This is a genomic window from Paenibacillus zanthoxyli JH29, from assembly GCF_000520715.1.
GTDB classification, from domain to species: domain Bacteria; phylum Bacillota; class Bacilli; order Paenibacillales; family Paenibacillaceae; genus Paenibacillus_AQ; species Paenibacillus_AQ zanthoxyli.
The window spans coordinates 24,013-40,871 of record NZ_ASSD01000547.1; the positions used below are offsets into that span (position 1 = coordinate 24,013).

A 16,859-nucleotide genomic window follows, 5' to 3' on the forward strand; every position below is an offset into this window, starting at 1 on the left:
TTGTTTACAGTTTTGCGAATTTAAATGTATTATACTGAGTTTGAGATTGGATAATGTCATTTTTAATAACATGAGCAAGGGGGTATCTTCTACGAGCTTGTTCGCCTGAGTATTTAAAAAAAGAGATTCGCAATTTTAAAATTATGCATTCGGGAGGAGATACGTTAATGCGTTCACACAAGAAGATCACAATGATTTGGCTGCCGGTGTTGGCCTTGATGCTGCTCATTACGGCATGCGGAGCCAAAAGCGGCAGCGGGAGCGCGACAAGCACCAGCATCACTTCGGCGCAGGATGACAAAATCACCATCGGGTTTGCCGTCCCGGACATGACCAATCCGTTCTTTATCCAGCAAATCGACGCGCTCAAAAAAATGCTTGGCGAGCAAGGGGCGGAATTGATGGTCGCAGGGGCCGACAACAATTTGAACAAGCAGATCGGCAATATTGAGAATATGGTGGCCTCCAAAGTAGATGTCATTATTGTCGCCGCGGTTGAACCGAAGGGAATCGAATCTTCGCTGAAGAGCGCAAGAGAAGCCGGAGTTAAAGTCTTTTCCTTCGGACAGGATCAGGAAAACGCGGATGCGGTCATTATGTCCGACAACAAGATGATTGGCCGGAAGCTTGGAGAGAATGCCGCCAAATGGATTAACGAGAAGCTTGGGGGAAATGCCGAAGTCGGAATGATCGTGTCAACGGGTGTTCCCATTATGGCGGATCGAACGGCAGCCATGGAGGAAGCGATCCGGACGAATGCTCCGGGCGCGAAAATTGTGGCCAAGCAGGAGGCGGTAACGACTGCGGATGCGCAGAAAGTGGCGGAGAACATTTTACTCGCCAATCCAAAGCTTCAGGTGATCGCCACGATTTCCGATCAGATGGGGCTTGGAGCCTATGAAGCGGTGAAAGGTGCGGGCAGGGCCTCCGATATGTTCTATATTAACGGAAGCGATGCGACACCGGAAGGAATCGCGAAGCTGAAGGAAGGGGGAGTCTTCCGGGCAACGCTTGATTTCGGCACTAAATTCGTTCCTCAAATGACAGTTGACAGCGTAATGAAGCTTGCCAAAGGCGAACAAATTGACAAGTATATCTATACTCAGATCTCGATCGTGGATGCAAGCAATGTAAATCAGTATTAAGGATGCGCTCCGGGTTTTCGTTCACTGGCCTGAGGATAATGTCCATCCACGGCCAGATTAAACGGTGGAAAGGGGGAGCGGCGGCATGCAGAAGACGGGCGGGGTCCTGTCGTTGCGACGGATAACCAAGAGATTTCCCGGGGTGTTGGCCCTGAACAATGTATCGATTGATTTCCGTAAAGGAGAGGTTCATGCCCTCTTGGGGGAGAACGGCGCGGGCAAATCAACGTTGATCAAAGTTCTGGCGGGGGCGCACGCTCCCGACGAAGGGGAAATAGTAATCGAAGACAAGACTTATGATCAAATGAATCCCCGATTGGCGAAGCAGCTGGGCATTCAGGTCATTTACCAGGAGTTTAATCTGATTCCTCCGCTTACGGCAGCCGAGAATATTTTTCTGGGGGACATGATCGGCAACGGATTTACGATTAACCGGAAGGCCATGATTAAGGAAACTGAGAAATTGTTCGCAAGCCTGAATATTAAGATGAACCCGCTTGCGCTTGTGCGCGATATGTCCCCGGCCCAGCAGCAGATCGTGGAAATCGCCAAGGCCATTTCCAAAGATGTCAAGCTGCTGGTGATGGATGAGCCATCCGCTCCGCTGACGCTCAGTGAAGTCGGCGCCATGTTCGACATTGTAAGGGCGCTGAAGGCCAAGGGGGTGACGATTGTCTATATCTCTCACCGGATGGAGGAACTGTTCGAAATCGCCGACCGGATCACGGTCATGAGGGACGGTCAATATATCGGCACGATGAATACCGGGGAAACCAATCGCGGGGAATTGATTAGTCTGATGGTAGGCAGAGAGCTTACAGAGACGTACCCTGCCCGTCACGTTGAACCGGTGGAAACAATTTTGGAAGTCAGCCAATTATCGGGTTATGGCTTCAGCGATATTTCGTTTAGCGTGAAAAGGGGAGAAATCCTTGGTTTCTCCGGTCTGATCGGCGCGGGCAGAACCGAGCTTGTCCGAAGCATCTTCGGCGCGGAGCCGGCTTACAGCGGCAGGATTCGGATGGAAGGCAAGGATGTGGTAATCCGATCACCCAGGGACGCCATTGCGCTCGGGATCGGGCTGATTCCGGAGGATCGCAAGCAGCAGGGCGTCATTCTCAGGAGCAGCGTGAAGCGGAATATCTCACTTCCCAACTTGCGGGCCTTGTCCAGGTTTGGTCTCGTGAACAGCGCCCTGGAGCAGCGGCTTGCCCAGCAGTATAAAGACAGCCTGCACATCAAGACCCCGTCGCTGGACCAACTGGTCAACAACTTAAGCGGCGGCAATCAGCAGAAGGTGGTGCTGGCTAAGTGGCTGGCGAGAAACTGCAAGGTGCTGATTTTCGATGAGCCTACAAGGGGAATTGACGTAGGGGCCAAGCAGGAAATTTATAAATTGATGTGCGGTCTGGCTGAAAGCGGCGTGGCGATTATTATGATTTCGTCCGATATGGAAGAAATCTTCGGGATGTCGGATCGAATTATTGTTCTGTGTGAAGGGCGGAAAACCGGGGAGCTTCAGAAATCCGAGTTTGCCCAGGAACGCATTATGGAACTCGCTTCCAATCATTAATAACGGAGGAACGTTATGAATCTCATTCATTTTTTTCGGAGATACGGCATTTATTTGGTGCTGATCCTGCTGTTCGTTTCGTTCTCGCTGGCATCGGAAGCCTTCTTGTCCACGACCAACCTGCTGAATATCGTCCGGCAAGTGTCCGTTCTGGGGATCGCGGCAATCGGCGTGACCTTTGTCATGATCGCGGGCATACCGGATCTTTCGGTCGGCTCCCAGATTTCGCTTGTATGCATTTTAACTTCATGGCTGATGGTGAACGGCGGCATGCACCCGGTTGTTGCCGTGGCGGGAGGCATAGCTTCGACAACGCTCGTCGGGCTGATTAACGGCTATCTGTCCATAAAGCTGAAAATTTACCCGCTCATGGTTACGCTGGCCACGATGATTATTTTCGCCGGTGTAGCCAAAATGATCAGCGGAGGGATGGCTATCTTCGGATTTCCGCAGCAGTTTTCCCTCATCGGCCAAGGCTATCTGGGTCCTATTCCGATTCCGGTCCTGATTCTGATTGCGCTGTCCGCGCTGGGAGCTTTTATCCTGACGAAGACTTATTTCGGCCGCTACGTCTATGCGATTGGTGGCAACGAGGAAGCTGCGCGGTTATCGGGCATTCATACGACAAAAATTAAATTGATTCTGTTCTCCATTACCGGTTTCTTTAACGGCATTGCCGGCATCGTCCTGTTGTCCAGAACGAACTCCGGGCAGCCGAACGCCGGGGTCGGGCTGGAGTTCGATGTATTGACTGCGGCCGTTCTGGGCGGCGTCAGCATCCTTGGCGGGGAAGGGAAAATATCGGGCGTCATTACCGGCGTCCTCATTCTCGGCGTCCTCAGCAACGGGCTGACTCTCCTGAATGTGGGCGATTATTACCAGAGCATAATTAAAGGCATCGTCCTGATTGGAGCGATTGCGCTGGACAGCCTTCAGCATAAGCGTAGAAAGGCGAAAAGGGCCGAGCAGGTTCAGGCGGTCCGGGTATCGGTTTAACGACAAGCACAGGAAAGGAAGCGGACGATGATTGACGCAAAAACGGCATCAGTATGGTTCAAAATAACGCCGGTCGGGCATAACGTATGGGCAATCGACCATCGCGGTCTTGTGCTCTCCTATCTGGTGGTTGGCGGAGATCGCGCGCTTTTGATCGATACCGGCACAGGGATGGCCGACCTTCCCCGGGAGGTGAGGAAATTAACGTCCCTTCCGCTGATTGTCGTCAATACGCACGGGCATCCCGATCATGCGGGCGGCAATTATCAATTTCCCGAAGTCTTCGCGCCGGTTAAAGACATCGGATTAATGGCGTCGTCCGCTATGAACATTGAGGTGAGACGGCTGTACCTTGACAGCATTATCGAGGCAAATCCGGAAATGGACAGGGACTCATTCGAGCAGTGGTGCAGTATGGATTTGCCGGAGACGAAGCTGCTGCCGCTGGAGGAAGGCCAGTGTATTGAGCTGGGGGACAGGCGGCTTGAGGTTATTGAAATACCGGGACATTCAGCCGGAAATGTGGCTTTTCTGGATTCCAAGTATAAGTATTTGTTCGCCGGGGACATGATCGCCACATCAACGATCCTGTTGTTTCTCCCCGAGAGTACATCGGTAGAGCAATATATCCTCAGCTTGGAAAAGCTGTTGCAGCGCGTCGGCGAATTTGACCGGATTTATCCCGGTCACGCTCCCGACCTCTCCAATCCGCAGGACAGGTGGAACTCGCAACTTCCGCTTGATACAGGATATTTGACTGAACTGCTTGCCTGTGCGAAGCAAATTGCCACCGGAGAGGTAAAGGGGGAAGTGTACAAGTTTCTGCCCGTATACGGAGATGCGCTGCGGCACCGCTTTGGCAGAGCGTCTATTGCCTACCCGGCAACGGGGGGCATGTAAGCTTATCGCCAGCGGCAGCGGGCGGTAGTAAGCCGGGAGGACAAGCGATAAAGGAGAGGAGTGTTATCAGTGCTGAATAACGAAACGCAGCAGCTTGAGCTGAGCAGGGAGCTGGCCGAAGCTGTGCTGGAAAGACTGGGATTCAATCAATGGCCCGACATTAATCTGACAAGCTTGAACGCGCTGTACCGTGCCTGGTGCGCGCATGTGCCGCAGGACAGTATTCATAAACGGTTTTATTTCGGCAATGGGCGGACCGGGCCGCTACCAATCGGCAATCCCGTTGAAATCTTTCATTCTTTCCTGAAGCATTCGACAGGCGGCACATGCTGGACTCATGCAATAGGTTTATACAGCTTGCTGCAAACGATCGGGTTCCCGGTTCGCGCCGCAGCAGGCTCTATGGTCGGACTGACACCGCCGGAGAACGGCCCGAGCCACGGCACGGTCATCGCGCGACATTGGGAGGAATGGATTATCTCGTGGACGGCATTATGATGATTGATGAGGTCGTTCCGCTGTATCCCGACCGTCCGTCGGCGGGCGGACCGATGCCGTTCACGGTTCATGCCGCTCCCAATGAGGAAGGGCTTTGGGATATTGTGTTCAGAATGGGTCATAGCACCAAGGAATTAACCTGCAAGCTAAATGTGGATAAAGTTCCTATGGCGTACTTGCAGGAACGATGGGAGAATACGCGAAATTACAGCCTCTTCAACAGCAGTTTATATATTCGAAAAAATATAAATGGACGTGGCGAAACGATTGGCCGTCACAAGCACTTTACGCTCCATGAAGACGGTCAAATCACCGTTGTTGAATTGGACGGTGATGAAGCGAGAAGCCGGATGCTGGTAGAGCAGTTTGGAATTAGCGAGGAAGCGGCGTTCTCGCTGCCGCCGGACGATCCTGATTCCGGCAAATCCGTCTAATGAAACATACCGCCGGCCTTTGCATTCCGGCTATGATGTTGGTTCAGAACAGAGAGGTGGTACTTGGGTGAAAAAGCTTGTTTTGCAGGGGACTCCGCGCGAAATCGGAGTGCAGCATGGCCAGCAGGGCAAGGAGGAAGTGTTGCTCAGTCTGGAATTGTATGAGCGCCTGTTTTACGAACAGGCGCGGATAAGCTGGGCAGATGCCCGGCAAACCGCGAAGCTTTTCTTGCCGGCCATTGAAAGCGGGTATGCCGATTTCATGGAGGAAATGGCAGGCGTGGCTTACGGAGCCGGAGTAGACTTTGAAGATATATTAACCCTTCACGCGCGAAGTGAGATTGCTTTGACCCAGGGAGCGGTGGGAGAGGTTGAGGATGGCTGCAGCAGCATCGCGATTCTACCGCCTGTTTCCCGGCATACGATCTTGGCGCAGAACTGGGATTTCTATGGTTTCTTCAAGAGACATTTGTTGTTTCTTCATATTGAACGGCACGGAAAACCGGCTATTGATATGGTGACCGAGGCGGGAATGATCGGCAAAATCGGGATGAACGCATGCGGCGTCGGCGTCTGTCTGAACGCTCTGCGCGCCCGGGAAGCGCATCCGGGTAAGCTGCCGGTGCATCTCGGTCTACGCGCTGTGCTGGATTCGCCCGATATCGAGCACGCTCTGGCGGAAGTGGGCGGCAATCAACTTGCGACTGCTGCCAATTTTCTGATGGCGGAATCCCACTGGGAGACGGGCGCGAAGCGCGCGGTAAATCTAGAGGCTTCCCCCGCCGGATCGTCGCGCATAGAAAGCACGGATGGCGCGATCCCCCACACGAACCATTTTTTATCTAACGATCTTATCGAGAAGATCGGCAAGGATAACCTGATCATTCCGGAGCATTCGTATTCCCGTCTGGCAACAATGAAGGAGTATCTCGCCTCAGTGAAAGAGCGTTCTGCCGGAGAACGGCTGGATGAGACGGCGATCCGGGAACTGTTGTCGGATCATACCTGCTATCCAGACTCGATTTGCCGCCATACGGACGACCCGCTTCATATGAGCGTTACCCAGTTTGCGGTCATTATGAATCTGGACAAACGCACGATGAAGGTAGCGGAAGGAACTCCGTGCTCTGTACTGTTTGAACTTATGAACCCGAATATGTCGAAGCAAAGGAGTTGATCTAATGAGCCAATCCATTGATTACAACACATTGGTTTACGAAGAGCGCGTACACAGCAGATGTTATATTGATCCGGACATTTTTAATGAAGAGATGGAGAAAATTTTTCATCAGGGCTGGGTGTATGTCGGACACGCAAGCGAAGTGCCGGAAAACGGCGATTACAAGACGACGACGATTGGGCTTCAGCCCGTGATTATGAGCAGGGGACAGGACGGGAAGATCCGGGTTCTGATGAACCGCTGCAAGCATAGAGGACCGACTGTATGCCAGTTTCAGAAAGGGAACGCCAAGTTCTTCAGATGCGCGTACCACGGTTGGACGTATAAGAACAGTGGCGAACTGATCGGCGTTCCTTTCCCGAAAGGGTATGGGGACGACTTCAACAAAGTGGAATACGGTCTGGATGAGGCAGCGGTGACAGGCGAGTACCGGGGGTTAATCTTCGCCAGCCTGAGCGAGAACGCCATGCCGTTCGAGGAATATCTTCCCGAGCCGGTCCGGAAGTATATTGACAATTTCTTCAACCTTTCGCCGCTTGGCGAAATTGATGTAAGGCGTGGTGTGCTTAAAACGGATGTGAACGCGAACTGGAAGCATCAATTGGAGAACGGGAGCGCGGACGGCTACCACCCGCATTTTACACATGAGAACTGGATGAACCTCATTGCCGAACGGCTGGGCAGCGCGAGAAAGATGGGGGTATGGGAAGACGGTGGCCCGGATAGCGGCGAGCGGCAGCGATATCTCGGCGGGCCCGCCCATTGCACAATTGATTATTTGGAGAAAAGAAAGCGGCGTGCGGAAAGGGAAGGGCTGAAGATTCCGACGCAACTGGAGCAGTCGATCCTGGCCGTTATGCCGCACCCGGATACAAAGGGAGACGGAAGCAAAGCCTGGGAGGTGTATCCGGAAATGTCCGACGAGGCCATTGAACGTTATATTGCGGATATGGTTCAGGCGCACGGTGAGGAACGGGCGAAAGAACTGCTGGCGTCTGGCGGCTCGCATATGTCGATCTTTCCGAATTTGCAAATTACGCCGCTCAGCATCCGGGTGCTGCGGCCGGTGGCGGTTAACAAGACGGACGTGGAGGTGTACATTCCGTGGTTCAAGGGCGTGCCGGATGAATTTAATATTCACCGGATGCGCGGAGGGGAAGGCTTCTTCGGTTTGTCCGCCTGGGGCGGGCAGGAGGACTATGAGATGTTCGAGCGCATTCAGGAAGGCATGGAGGCGCAGAAAAATCCATGGACGCTGCTGACTCGGGGAATGAACCGCCAGGGAATTGACAGCGATGGACTGATGGAAGCCGGCATTACCGATGAACTGTGCATCCGCAAAATATGGGAATACTGGCTCAAAGTGATGAGTGGGGAAAAAGAGGTGCAAGACTGCGGCAAAATATCATCGGAAGAGGTGGCCCGGTCATGACGATAGTTTCCAGACTGTTGAACGTCGGCGATGAGGAAATGATCGCTTTACAGGCCAAAGCAACGGCGTTTCTGGCGAAAGAAAATCAATTGCTGGATGCGTTTCGATATGATGATTGGGTCAATTTGTGGGCCATGGACGGCATCTACTGGCTGCCTGTAGAGCGTGGTGACGATCCCCGGGAGATGCTGTCGCATATCTATGAGGACATCCACCGGATTAAGGACCGGGTGAAAACGTCGCAGAAGGAGATTGCCTATCCGCAGGAGCCGCGTTCCGAGACGTCGAGGCATACTTCGAATATTATCATAACGGACCTGGGGGAGGACAGCGTGACCGTCTATTCTTCCTTCTGCGTCGTTGAATACCGGAAGCGGAAGCAATCGATATATGCGGGACATTTCGAGCATGTGTTGACGACCGGAGACGGAAGATTGGAAGAAATGCGCATCCGCAAGAAGACGGTATATCTGATGGGCTCAAATTATCCTGTGGGGAATATATCTTTTATTTTATGACAGGAGGCTGCGGGATGAAAAATAGGACAGACGAAGAAACGGAATTTGAACTGCTGAATGAGTTTGGCCATGTTCGACTGAAGAAAGACCTGAGCGGCAATGGCCCGCGCCTTATGATCGAAGATTTGTCGACCGGATATATTTGCTATATGGACCCGCTGGAACTAAGCAGTCTGACCACATTGGCTGTCCATATCCAGGAAATGATCGTCAATCCGTCGATTCGCTGGAAATGACGTTCTCGCAGCTATTGGTGGGCATTTATTGAATGAAAAAGAACAGGCAGACGGCCCGTATACGGGTTCGCCCGTCGCATTCCAGGGAGGACATACAGGCAGTGAATATTCATGAACATGAGAGCAAGGAGTTGCTTAAAGCCTACGGGATTTCCGTACCTCCCGGCCACACGGTATTCACCGTGGAGCAGGCGATGCGGGCCGCGGAAACATTGGGAAGCCCCGTAGTGGTAGTGAAGGCTCAGATTCATGCGGGCGGACGGGGAAAGGCCGGCGGCGTAAAGATCGCCGGTAGCCTCGAAGAGGTCCGCGCGTATGCGGAAGAGCTTCTGGGCAAGACGCTGGTAACGCATCAGACGGGTCCGGAAGGAACGATTGTGCGAAGGCTGCTGATTGAGGATGGCTGCTCCATCGCGAAGGAGTACTATCTCGGTCTGGTCGTGGACCGAAGCTCCCGCCGCGTCGTAATGATCGGCTCGGAGGAAGGGGGGATGGACATTGAGGAAGTCGCCGCCTCCCGTCCCGAACGAATCCATAAAGAAACGATTGATCCGGCTATAGGCATACAGACTTTCCAGGCGCGGAGACTGGCTTACGCCATCAATATCCCCGGTGAAAAGCTCGGTGAAGCGGTGAAGCTGATGCAAGCGCTCTATAAGGCGTTCATCGATTATGACTGCTCCATTGCGGAGATTAATCCGCTGGTGATTACCGGCGAAGGCGCATTGATGGCCTTGGATGCCAAGCTGAATATCGACGAGAACGCGCTGTTTCGCCAGCCGGATATCACCCTTCTCCATGATCCGAACGAGGAAGATCCGCTAGAAACCGAGGCGGCCGAATACGGTCTGAGCTATATCTCGCTGGACGGCAGCATCGGCTGCATGGTGAACGGAGCAGGACTGGCGATGGCAACCATGGACATGATTAAGCTGCACGGGGGAGAGCCCGCCAATTTTCTGGATGTGGGCGGCGGCGCGTCGGCGGACAAAGTGGCGGCGGCGTTCAAGATCATTTTGTCCGATCCCCGGGTCAAAGGGATACTTGTTAACATTTTCGGCGGCATTATGCGCTGCGACGTCATTGCGAGCGGTGTAGTGGAAGCGGCCAGGCAAGTCGGATTATCTCATCCGCTTGTTGTGAGACTGGAAGGTACAAATGCGAAATCTGGCCGCCAGATTCTCGCGGATTCGGGCATCGGCATTATCTCCTCTGATTCGATGGAGGACAGCGTGCGAGAAATTGTCTCTCTTGTACAATAATTATTTGGCGGCACAGAAGGATGTGATCTGGTTTTGAGCATTTTGGTGGACGCGAGCACGAAAGTTATTACACAGGGAATTACAGGGGCGACAGGTTTTTTTCACACGAGGGGAGCGCTGGAATACGGAACACGGATCGTTGGGGGCGTTACGCCCGGCAAAGGTGGGTCGGATATCCGGTTTACACTTGAGGACGGAGGGGTGAAGCGGGTTCCTGTGTTTAACACGGTCGGCGAGGCCAAATCCGAAACGGGAGCCACGGTAAGCGTTATCTACGTTCCCCCTACCTTTGCCGCCGATTCCATCATGGAAGCCGTTGATGCGGAAATGGAATTGGTGATCTGCATTACTGAAGGCATTCCCGTCCTTGATATGATCAAGGTATCCCGCTATATGGAGGGTCGATGCACGCGCCTGATCGGCCCGAACTGTCCGGGCGTCATTACGCCAGGTGAATGCAAAATCGGCATTATGCCTGGATATATCCATATGCCCGGCCATGTCGGCGTTGTCTCGCGCAGCGGTACGCTAACCTATGAAGCGGTGCATCAATTGACGGCGAGGGGAATCGGCCAATCGACGGCCGTCGGCATCGGCGGGGACCCGGTCAAAGGGCTCGAATTTATCGACGTGCTGAAGTTGTTCAATGATGATCCGGACACGCTGGCGGTTGTCATGATCGGCGAAATCGGAGGCACGGCGGAAGAGGAAGCGGCGGAATGGATTCGATCCCATATGACAAAGCCGGTTGTCGGTTGTATCAGCGGTCTCACCGCTCCGCCCGGCAAGCGGATGGGCCATGCTGGAGCCATTATATCCGGGGGAACAGGCATGGCCGCCGACAAAATAGCCTGGCTGGAAGCGTGCGGCATTCGCATTGCTCCCAGCCCTGCCGAAATCGGCAGGACGCTTGCCCGGATGCTGGAGGAACACGGGATCATGGATAGTTGTACGGACAAGATGAGTATTTATCGCGCATAAGGGCTTTCATAAGGCAAGCAGCCTTTCATTTTCGGCAGCGTCCGGAAATGAAAGGCTGATTTTTTTGCTTCTGGGGAATAATTTTAGGGAGGAAAGCGCGCGCAAAGGTCGAATATTAGTTTCTAAGCAGGCAGAACATAGGTTACGGACAATGCCCAATGACCCAGGGAGGTGTAAACACGTGGAATCGGAGCACCATAATCAAGAGATGCTGGACAAGGATATCGAAGCCATGTGCCGCAGCAAGGCGGAGGAATTCCGGCTTCTCGGATATGAATATGTAACCGCCAAGGATATCTGGGAGTGTGTCAGCCGCAATTACGCCAAGGAAGGAACGCCGCAGATCCATAGAATTGTGAATGATATCTATTCTTTGAAAGTGACAACTTACATGAATTACTTGACTATTTCCGCCTATAAAGGACTGAAATAATCACGAGGGATTTTTGCAAACGGCTTCACACAGGCGTAAAGTAAAAAAGCGCCGACTTCATAGCTTCTCTGGGAACGGATGGCTTGCCGCATTGTAACAAAAGCGGCTGAAGCCGCCGTTTCTTTTTGATAATATGGAGGAAGTTGTTCATCTTTGCTTGAATTGACGCTCATTTGGTGCGTCGCTATAATAGGAATATTGAGTTTAAGAAAGGGGAACTAGCAAGAGCATGAAAAGACTTGTGAGCTTTATCATTACCGTGCTAGTCTTGGCGGCCGTTATGGCGGTATCGACTCCGGGGCTGCTCGACAGAGTGCGGTTGGGTCTTGATTTGAAAGGCGGCTTCGAAATATTGTATCAAGCCCAGCCTTCCGAGCAAGGCCAAGAAGTGACCCGGGCTTCTCTGCTGCAGACCGCTGCAAGCCTGGAGAAACGGGCCAACGTACTGGGAACAAGCGAACCTGAGGTTACCACCGAAGGAACGGATCGCATCCGTCTGAAAATCGCCGGTGTTACCAATGAGGCTGAGGTTCGTGAGAAGATGAAGGAACCCGCGGTCCTTACTTTCCGCAGCGCCGCCCCAGGCGACGCCCCGGGAACGTACAGCAAAATCGAACTGGTAGGCAGCGACTTCGTGGAGAACGCCGCGACCGTCGGCCGCGACAACCTGAATCAGATCGAAATCAGCATCAAGGTTAAAGATAAACAGAAATTTGCGGAAATTACGAAGCGTCTGCTCGGCCAGCACCTAGCGATCTACCTGGATGAGACGCCACTCTCTGAACCCCCTGTGGTAAGAGCGGTATTAACAGACGGTACCGCATCTATTTCTGGAAATTATACGCTTGAAAGTGCTCGTGAGTTGGCCGATACAATCAATCTCGGGGCTCTGCCGCTGAAGCTGACGGAGAAATACTCCCAAAGCGTAGGGGCGACTCTTGGCAAGCAGTCCCTGGATCAGACGGTTCGAGCCGGCCTGATTGGTTCTGTATTTATTCTAATCTTTATGATCGGCATGTACCGTGTTCCTGGCCTGATCGCCAGCTTTGCCTTGATTCTGCATACATGGCTGCTGATCCTGGTCTTCGTGGTTGCCGATTTTACCTTGACGCTTCCGGGTATAGCGGCATTCATACTCGGGATCGGGATGGCGGTTGACGCCAACATTATTACAAATGAACGGATTCGGGAAGAAATGCGGAGCGGCAAGAGCATCATGTCCTCCGTCAAGGCAGGCAGCAAGTCCTCCTTCCGTACCGTTATGGACTCGAATATCACCACGATTATCGTCGCGGCCGTCATGTTCGCTTATGGTACAGGCTCGGTAAAAGGCTTCGCGCTCGTGCTGATTGTAGAAATTCTGCTCAGCATATTTACGAACCTTTATTTCGCCCGCTGGCTGCTTAATATGCTGGTTAAGGCCGGCAAGCTGAGTAAGCCGAAGCAATTCGGGGTAAAGGAGAGTGAAATCAGTGCGCTTTAAGAAAGAGCTGGATTACGTTCACTTGAGCAAGTATTTTTATATTTTCTCTATCACGCTTACGATTCTGGGGATCATATTCCTGGCCATATTCAATCTGAACTACAGCGTCGATTTCAAAGCCGGCTCCAACGTTGACGTTTCCCTTTCCAAGAATTTGACGGTGGACCAGATTCGTACGGCTGTCGCTAACATTGGAACGGATCACGAGCCGGATATTACACCCGGAACGCAGCGCGTGACCATCCGCTATGACAAAGAGTTGACAAGCCAGCAGGATGCCGCGCTGAAGAGCGCCATTACCAAGCTTGACGACAAGGCGTCGTTTGAAATCAACACCGTCGATACCGAAATGGCCAAGGAGCTTGCCCGCAACGCGATTTATGCGGTTCTCATTTCCTGCCTGGGCATTATTGTTTACGTCAGCATCCGTTTTGAGTGGCGCTTTGCGATAGCTGCGATCGTCGCTCTTATCCATGACGCGTTCATGGTCGTTGCCGTATTCTCCATTTTCCGGCTGGAAGTGGACCTGACATTCATTGTCGCGGTATTGACGATCATCGGTTATTCAATCAACGATACGATCGTTATTTTTGACCGGATTCGCGAGAACCTGCGTTTCGGCAAGCAAAAGACTTATGACGATCTGAAAAATCTGGTGAACAAGAGCGTATCCCAGACGATTATGCGTTCGCTCTACACCGCCTTTACCGTATTCATCGCCGCATTCTTCCTGCTTGTGCTTGGCGGCGAGTCGATCAAAATGTTCTCTCTGGCCATGGTTATCGGCCTGCTGTTCGGAGCTTATTCCTCCATCTTTATCGCAAGCCCGCTCTGGCTGCTGCTGAAGAAGAACCAGAAGTTGAAGTCCAAGAGCAAGCCTGCCTAAGCATAATGAGCTACCAGACGAAGCCGCGTTCATGACAACGCGGCTTTTGAAAACCTGGGGGAGATATCAGGTCTTTATACTCAACACGCCTATATTTGGAAGCGGCAAGGAGGAACCCAGATGAATGAGAAGTACTTGTCTCAAAAAGAGCGTGCGGCCTGGCTCGGAATTGCCGGTGATTTGGCGCTGGCTTTGGTTAAGGGGGGCGCGGGCTATTTTTCCGGGAGTAAGGCTTTGATCGCCGATGCCTTATACTCGGGCGCGGATGCCGCAGCGAAGCTGGCCGAAATTCTCCCGTGGCGTGTCGAAGGTAAGGGGAGCCGCAAGAAAAGACCGATTGCCCGGGATGGGAAGAGTAAGCGGGAGCCTGTTTTATCCGTAGTGTTTGCAGTACTTATCTTGATGGGCGGTCTTCAGATCGCTTTTTCCGCAATCCGCGATTTGACGAGCGGTGATTTGAATCCTTCGGGAGAACATGCCCTGTTGACGATCTTTTTGTCTCTACTGGTGAAAGAAGTTATTTTTCAATATCAATACCGTTCGGCCCAAAAAATCGGAAATGGCAGTCATGCCGCCTATGCCGATAACCACCGTTACAGCCTGTATACTTCGCTGACCGTATTGATTGGCGTGGCAGCATCCACCATGCTCGGAGGTTACCTGCATCCTCTCTTATACCTGGACCCGATCGCCGCCCTTCTTGCCGCTTGCCTGATTCTCCGTAAAGGGTATTTGCTTATTCTAAGTACGATTCAAGGCAAGGAAGGCCAAGAGCTTCCGCATGAGGACTCGGTCAGCTTTATCGATACCGTTCAGAAGGTGCATGGAGTTATTCGCGTAGAGCATTTAAAGGCGCTAGAAGATGGGCGCTGCGTGAATCTCGATGTGACCATCAGCGTGAATCCGCGAATCACCGTATTGGAAGCCCGCGAAATTGCGGACTGCGCTAAAAAGCTGCTGCAGCACCGTTTCGTCCACGTTAGCGAGGTTCATATGGATATCGTCCCTTACGAGCCGGGTTATCCCTATAAGACCAACTATGAGCTGGCGGATAGCGAAGCGCCGACACTGCTGCAATAACCGGCTTAGCATGAGAGAAAGGTGAACCGCATTGCTGTATTCAAAAACCAAATGGCACTCTCCGGCTGTCGATTCCGTTCAATCCAGGGAATTGGCCCGGAGTCTTTCTGCTTCTCCACTGGTTGCTTCCTTACTTGCCGCAAGGGGAATGACAGCACCGGAGGAAGCTCTTGCATTTATTAACGCCGGAACGGAAGAAGAGCATGACCCGTTCTTGCTGAAAGGGATGAAGGAGGCTGTTCCCCGGATTAAAAAAGCGCTGCAGGAAAAGGAACATATTCTTGTATACGGAGATTACGACGCTGACGGAGTATCCAGCACGTCGCTGATGATCCATCTGCTGCGCCATCTGGGGGCTTCTTTCGATATTTATATCCCCCACCGGTCGGTTGAGGGCTACGGACTGCATAACCATGCGCTCGATTGGGCGCTGCAGCAGGGCGTCTCACTGGTTATCACCGTGGATACGGGGATCAGCGCATGCAGCCAAATTGCTTATGCGAACGAGCTGGGAATGGATGTTATCGTAACGGATCACCATGAGCCGCCGGAGGTTCTCCCTGCTGCTTACGCTCTTATTAATCCGAAGCTGCCCGGCTGCCCATATCCGTTCAAGGGATTGGCCGGAGTGGGAGTTGCCTACAAGCTGGCTCAGGCTCTCCTGGACGGTGAAGTTCCGGAAGAATGGTCGGAGATCGCAGCTATCGGAACAATTGCCGACCTGATGCCGCTGCTTGATGAGAACCGCGCGATTGTGCGCCGGGGGCTTAAGAGCATGCGTAGCTCGAAATATCCTGGCGTCCGGGCTCTGCTTGAAGTGAGCGCCGTAAACGTGAAGAGTGTGGACGCGGTTAATGTCGCTTTTGCCCTTGCACCGCGCATTAACGCCAGCGGGCGTCTGGATCATGCCGGACGGGCCGTGTCACTGTTGACAACGGATGACCCCGTGGAGGCAGAGCGCCTTGCCGGAGAACTAGATTTGCTGAATAAAGAGCGGCAGATGGTCGTAGAGCGGATTGTTGCGGAGGCTGTTAGCCGTTTGGAGGAGAGACTCAAGGACGGAAAGCTTCCGGGCATTATCGTTCTGGCCGGGGAAGGTTGGAACGTTGGGGTTGTCGGGATTGTGGCTTCCAAGCTGCTTGAGCGGTACTACAGACCGGTGATTATACTGGATATCCATCCGGAGACGGGCTGCTGCAAAGGCTCGGCCCGGTCCATTCCGGGCCTTGACATCTATGAGGCGCTTTCCTCCTGCTCGGAGCTCATGGATCACTTTGGCGGGCATCCGGCGGCGGCAGGCATGAGCCTTCATCTGGATAATCTCGAAGCATTTACCGCAGCGCTTGAGAAATTCGCTTCAGGCGTCCTGACGGACGAGCATTTGGTGCCTGTTACTGAGGCGGACGGAGAGTATGCGCTGGCTGATTTGACGCTCCAGGCCGCCGAGGAGCTTGAACTGCTGGCTCCTTTCGGCATGAGCAATCCGCTGCCAAAGTTCATTGTGCGGGAAGCGGTGGTGAAGGAGACGCGTACGATGGGGCAGGGCAATCGGCATCTGAAGCTGGTTCTGCAGCAGGGAGGCGCGACGGTCGAAGCCGTCGCTTTCGGCAAGGGAGAGCTGGCAGAACTGCTTCCCCCAGGTACCGGTATCGATGTCCTGGCGGAATTGTCGATCAATGAATGGAACGGTTCCCGCAAGGTTCAGCTTATGCTTAAGGATTTGAGCGTCCCTCAGCCTCAGCTGTTTGATTTTCGCGGGGTGCGGGATGCCGCCGCCAGGACGCAGCGCCTGCGGAATTTGCTGCTGCCGCAGACCGGCGGG

Annotated in this window: 17 protein-coding genes; all 17 read left to right on the plus strand. The window is 53.1% G+C overall.

Annotated elements, in window-relative coordinates:
• Window positions 1–167 precede the first annotated feature (167 nt).
• A complete protein-coding gene (locus L691_RS0121400) occupies window positions 168–1,145 on the plus strand; it encodes a sugar ABC transporter substrate-binding protein (protein WP_025692372.1) in 978 nt (325 codons plus the stop codon).
• Window positions 1,146–1,230: 85 nt separating this feature from the next.
• On the plus strand, window positions 1,231–2,718 hold the full coding sequence (locus tag L691_RS0121405; protein ID WP_025692373.1) for a sugar ABC transporter ATP-binding protein: 1,488 nt from the start codon (window positions 1,231–1,233) through the stop codon (window positions 2,716–2,718).
• Window positions 2,719–2,733: 15 nt separating this feature from the next.
• Window positions 2,734–3,714: an ABC transporter permease gene (locus tag L691_RS0121410; protein WP_025692374.1), complete on the plus strand. Its 981-nt coding sequence runs from the start codon at window positions 2,734–2,736 to the stop codon at window positions 3,712–3,714.
• A gap of 27 nt (window positions 3,715–3,741) precedes the next feature.
• Window positions 3,742–4,614 carry an MBL fold metallo-hydrolase gene (locus L691_RS0121415; protein ID WP_025692375.1) on the plus strand — a complete coding sequence of 291 codons (873 nt, stop codon included), beginning with the start codon at window positions 3,742–3,744 and terminating at the stop codon, window positions 4,612–4,614.
• 69 nt (window positions 4,615–4,683) lie between these two features.
• Complete coding sequence (locus L691_RS33755; protein ID WP_232229243.1) at window positions 4,684–5,112, plus strand: arylamine N-acetyltransferase family protein; 429 nt, start codon at window positions 4,684–4,686, stop codon at window positions 5,110–5,112.
• Entirely contained in the window at window positions 5,085–5,546 is a 462-nt protein-coding gene (locus L691_RS33760) for a hypothetical protein (RefSeq protein ID WP_232229244.1), read from the plus strand. The genes L691_RS33755 and L691_RS33760 overlap by 28 nt, the downstream gene beginning before the upstream one ends.
• Window positions 5,547–5,613: 67 nt before the next feature.
• Window positions 5,614–6,723, plus strand: coding sequence for a C45 family autoproteolytic acyltransferase/hydolase (locus tag L691_RS29720; RefSeq protein ID WP_025692376.1), 1,110 nt, complete (start codon window positions 5,614–5,616; stop codon window positions 6,721–6,723).
• 4 nt (window positions 6,724–6,727) lie between these two features.
• Window positions 6,728–8,158 carry an aromatic ring-hydroxylating oxygenase subunit alpha gene (locus L691_RS0121430; RefSeq protein ID WP_025692377.1) on the plus strand — a complete coding sequence of 477 codons (1,431 nt, stop codon included), beginning with the start codon at window positions 6,728–6,730 and terminating at the stop codon, window positions 8,156–8,158.
• The gene (locus tag L691_RS0121435) at window positions 8,155–8,676 is read left to right on the plus strand and encodes an aromatic-ring-hydroxylating dioxygenase subunit beta (protein ID WP_025692378.1); all 522 of its coding nucleotides are present in this window, start codon (window positions 8,155–8,157) and stop codon (window positions 8,674–8,676) included. Before L691_RS0121430 ends, L691_RS0121435 begins: the two co-directional genes overlap by 4 nt.
• Before the next feature lie 14 nt (window positions 8,677–8,690).
• Complete coding sequence (locus L691_RS29725; protein ID WP_036737649.1) at window positions 8,691–8,912, plus strand: hypothetical protein; 222 nt, start codon at window positions 8,691–8,693, stop codon at window positions 8,910–8,912.
• Window positions 8,913–9,013: 101 nt separating this feature from the next.
• Window positions 9,014–10,174: an ADP-forming succinate--CoA ligase subunit beta gene (gene sucC / locus L691_RS0121445; RefSeq protein WP_025692379.1), complete on the plus strand. Its 1,161-nt coding sequence runs from the start codon at window positions 9,014–9,016 to the stop codon at window positions 10,172–10,174.
• Window positions 10,175–10,207: 33 nt separating this feature from the next.
• The gene (sucD, locus tag L691_RS0121450; RefSeq protein ID WP_025692380.1) at window positions 10,208–11,155 is read left to right on the plus strand and encodes a succinate--CoA ligase subunit alpha; all 948 of its coding nucleotides are present in this window, start codon (window positions 10,208–10,210) and stop codon (window positions 11,153–11,155) included.
• Between the two features lie 208 nt (window positions 11,156–11,363).
• Entirely contained in the window at window positions 11,364–11,588 is a 225-nt protein-coding gene (locus L691_RS0121455; protein ID WP_408634783.1) for a post-transcriptional regulator, read from the plus strand.
• 229 nt (window positions 11,589–11,817) lie between these two features.
• Window positions 11,818–13,071 carry a protein translocase subunit SecD gene (gene secD, locus L691_RS29730; protein WP_036737651.1) on the plus strand — a complete coding sequence of 418 codons (1,254 nt, stop codon included), beginning with the start codon at window positions 11,818–11,820 and terminating at the stop codon, window positions 13,069–13,071.
• Window positions 13,061–13,957 carry a protein translocase subunit SecF gene (gene secF / locus L691_RS29735; protein WP_051459429.1) on the plus strand — a complete coding sequence of 299 codons (897 nt, stop codon included), beginning with the start codon at window positions 13,061–13,063 and terminating at the stop codon, window positions 13,955–13,957. Before secD ends, secF begins: the two co-directional genes overlap by 11 nt.
• A gap of 120 nt (window positions 13,958–14,077) precedes the next feature.
• Window positions 14,078–15,037, plus strand: coding sequence for a cation diffusion facilitator family transporter (locus L691_RS0121465; RefSeq protein ID WP_025692382.1), 960 nt, complete (start codon window positions 14,078–14,080; stop codon window positions 15,035–15,037).
• Window positions 15,038–15,068: 31 nt separating this feature from the next.
• The coding region (recJ, locus tag L691_RS0121470) for a single-stranded-DNA-specific exonuclease RecJ (protein WP_025692383.1) at window positions 15,069–16,859 on the plus strand (1,791 nt) is incomplete at its 3' end.